Genomic DNA, 3,695 nt, shown 5'->3' with positions numbered 1-3,695 from the left:
TACAGGTTTCGATCTTGACCAGCGGGTCACCCAACTTGTCGATCGTCTGTTGGTGATACTGGTTTGCAAAGAGGTCATTCTTAATGGCGCTGCGTTTCTTCATGGTGGTTAGCTCAGTAGACCAGCTTCCGATAACTTTATCAGCAAAATCAAACTCGGCTTAGGTTTTTCGAGGTGCCCTTCAACTGTTTCATTTCATCTTTATAAAATAAGATTAAAATCTCACTATAGTAATTCACAATATAGTCTATTCAGCGACTTAGTTTAATAAAACCGTGTGAGCAGCTAATTAATATTTAAGCTGCTCTTAAGTATGCTTTAATAAAAGTAAATTAATAACTAATGATAATAAAATAAGTTTTTCTAAGCCAATCTTTACTCAACTTCTTTTGCTAACAAAAAATTTTTTAATCTAAGCAAACACCTATACGCTTAGCAACTTCTTCATAAGCTTCAATTAATCCTCCTAGACTCTGGCGAAAACGATCTTTATCTAATTTATCCTTGGTTTTTTTATCCCATAAACGACTGCCATCTGGCGAAAATTCATCACCCAAAACAACTTGACCATTAAATAAACCAAACTCCAGTTTAAAATCGACCAAAATCAACTCTGCTTTATCAAAAAGCGCATTCAATACTTCGTTCGCTTTATAACTTAATCGTTTCATTTCACTTAGATGCGCTCTACTAACCCAACCAAAAGTTTCACAGTAAGATTCATTAATCATGGGATCATGCTGCGCATCATTTTTCAAAAATAGATCAAAGATAGGTGGCTCAAGCAACGTTCCCTCTTCGATACCAAGCCGTTTAACTAAAGAACCAGCGGCTCGATTACGAATAACACATTCAACCGGGATCATGGTTAATTTTTTTACTAATGATTCAGTATCTGACAGTAATCGTTCCATTTGTGTTGGAATGCCGGCTTGCTCCAGTTTTTGCATAATGAAATGATTAAATTTATTATTTATCATTCCTTTACGTTCAAACTGTTCTATACGCTCACCATCTAGTGCCGATGTATCATTGCGGAATTCTAATACTAATAAATTAGGATCATCCGTAAAATATACGGTTTTCGCTTTTCCACGATACAACTCAGCTTTTTTGTGCATTTTATTTACTCCGAAATTTGATCATTTTAATAAAAAAACGCTTAAATATGGCATTAACGCAAGACGCAAACGTTTACTTTGTTAGGAAAAGGAGAATAACAGATTAGCGGTTATTTATGTTAATTAAATTACTTTACTCGAAACATTTTAATTAGCCTAAAAACTGACCGAGCAAAACAAAAAAACAGATGATCCATAGTGAATAAATCACTACCAACCATCCATCATTTATATAAGCAAGGTTATAGATAATCGTAATAAACCCAGTTTAATTAACTAATTACTACTCACTTTACTAAATGCCGCTTTTAATGCCGCGACCATTTCATCATTTTGTTTTTGTGTTAAGGTTGTCCCTTTTACCGCCATAAATTGCAGACTACTGTGATTATTCATATCGCCAACTTGTAATTTATAATCCCCTTTTGTCATGGTTGGATGATCGACGCCAATAGCTTGCCAATCACTATCACTCATACCATTAAAAGTAAGGGTAATTGATCCGGTCGAACGACTACGGTCACCAACTTGCATACCAATGCTTTCAAGCACAGAGGGTAATCTATCCCAAACAACATCATAAGGCGCACGTACAATGATTTGAGGTAAGCCACTGCTATCACTACCCGTTTGCACATCAATAATGGCATAACGACCTTGGCCACCAGAACTGGTTGCGGTACTACGCAGCTTATTTATTGAATCAATCAACTCATTTAACATTAAAACATTATAGCGCTGTATTTCTGCCTGATCGGTGATGTTCTCTTCACCCTGCTTTATACCTTCATTAGTTACCGTGATAACTATTTGATTATTTTGTGGGTTCAGCTGAATTTTCTGTCGGGTTTGTATCGCAATATCTTCATCTCCTCGCGGCCAGGTAATCCAATCTGTAATCAAGGAGTGATCGGGATCATTTTTTTGCCTAACTATAATCATTTTTTGTTGCAAAATAGCGTTAATTTGCGACCAAAGGGCGCTGTTTTCAGCTGTATTAGTTAAAAATAAGCGACTCGCGGTTAGGCTATTTTCGGTATGGGTATCACTAAGTAACGAAAGTGTTTGAATAGGAGGACGAATATCTAATGCTTTACCTACAGCACCATTTTGATTAGCTGGCGGAATATCATATTCACCGTTTTGTAACGGTAACGATATACCTTGAGGGATCGTCAAATTTTTTAACGGAGGTGTATTTAAATATGATTCGTCACCACTGACTTGACGCTTATAACGTTGATTGCTCGTGCAGGCTACCAAAAATATAGCGAGTGACAGCCCTGCAAGCTTAATAGCCTTTGATTTGTGCAATATTGTTGCCATTAAATTTCCCTAAATTTTTTGTAAATCAGCGATCTTTAGCGCCTTTTGTACCGCTATCTGACCGGCCAGTGTTAATGGTGTCATCGGTAAGTGCAATGTATCAGAATTAATAAGTCCTAACTGATAGCAAGCCCATTTAACTGGAATTGGATTAGGCTCAATAAATAATTGATAATGCAATTCACTTAGTCGATAATTTAACTTATGCGCTTCGGCATACTTTTCTGATAATGCTAATTTGCATATTTCAGCCATTAATTTGGCGGCAATATTGGCTGTTACTGAAATTACCCCTTGCCCACCTAATTGCATAAATTCTAACGCAGTTGCATCATCACCGCTAAGCAAAATAAAATTTTCATCATTAATTAATCTGCGAATGCGATTCACACGACTTAAATCACCACTAGCTTCCTTAAGGGCAACAATATTACCTAACTTTGCTAATCTGGCAACTGTCTCGGGCAATAAATCACATCCGGTGCGCGAAGGAACATTGTATAAGATTTGCGGTAAATCTGTCTGTTCAGCAATCGCTTTAAAATGCTGATAAAGTCCTTCTTGTGAAGGTTTGTTATAGTATGGTGTTACCGCCAAACAGGCAACAACCCCTGTTTTTTCCAAAGATTTAGTTAATGTAATAGCTTGTTTGGTAGCATTTGCGCCACTGCCTGCAATAATCGGAATTCTGCCATCAGCATACTCTAATGTCGTCAATACCACATCCAAGTGCTCACTATGATCAAGTGTTGCTGATTCTCCAGTTGTACCAACAGATACAATCGCAGTTGTACCATTATTAACATGATAATCAATCAGTTTTTTCAGACTGGGTTTATCTATTTGCCCTTTTATATCCATTGGAGTAACAATCGCAGCAAGACTGCCACGCAAAAAATTCCGACATTTAATAGAATTATTAACCATAACCTTTTTCCTAAATGAGACATTAAAATTATGGTACTTTTTCAGTCTAAAGAAAAAAACCTTCTTATACACAAAATTTAATGAAATTTATTAATCACGAGTTTCGCAGTCTCTAAAAAAGAAGTATAAATTTAAAAACAAGAAAAAATCAGGATGTTCATATTTTGTCCGGTTATCCATGCATTAAAGATATTTATAAAATATTCTTGCAAGTAAGCAGTGTAAGATACTCTAGTTTGGCGTTATCAGAAGTCAGCCCATCGCCTTTATCTCATGACACGGTTAGCCGATGGTTAAAAAGTAGATGTTTCCGCCCTAAAG

3 protein-coding genes are annotated in these 3,695 nt (G+C 36.3%); all 3 read right to left on the bottom strand.

Annotation, left to right across the window (positions count from 1 at the left end; genetic code table 11):
* Positions 1–407: 407 nt before the first annotated feature.
* Positions 408–1,121, bottom strand: coding sequence for a phosphoribosylaminoimidazolesuccinocarboxamide synthase (gene purC, locus CBG25_RS18910; protein WP_290608597.1), 714 nt, complete (start codon positions 1,119–1,121; stop codon positions 408–410).
* 276 nt (positions 1,122–1,397) lie between these two features.
* On the bottom strand, positions 1,398–2,447 hold the full coding sequence (bamC, locus tag CBG25_RS18905) for an outer membrane protein assembly factor BamC (RefSeq protein ID WP_290608596.1): 1,050 nt from the start codon (positions 2,445–2,447) through the stop codon (positions 1,398–1,400).
* A 9-nt stretch (positions 2,448–2,456) separates the two neighbouring features.
* Positions 2,457–3,374: a 4-hydroxy-tetrahydrodipicolinate synthase gene (gene dapA, locus CBG25_RS18900; RefSeq protein ID WP_290608594.1), complete on the bottom strand. Its 918-nt coding sequence runs from the start codon at positions 3,372–3,374 to the stop codon at positions 2,457–2,459.
* Between the last annotated feature and the right edge of the window lie 321 nt (positions 3,375–3,695).

This window comes from Arsenophonus sp. ENCA (assembly GCF_002287155.1).
GTDB classification, from domain to species: Bacteria; Pseudomonadota; Gammaproteobacteria; order Enterobacterales; family Enterobacteriaceae; genus Arsenophonus; species Arsenophonus nilaparvatae.
This window is presented reverse-complemented; position numbering and strand designations above follow the sequence as displayed.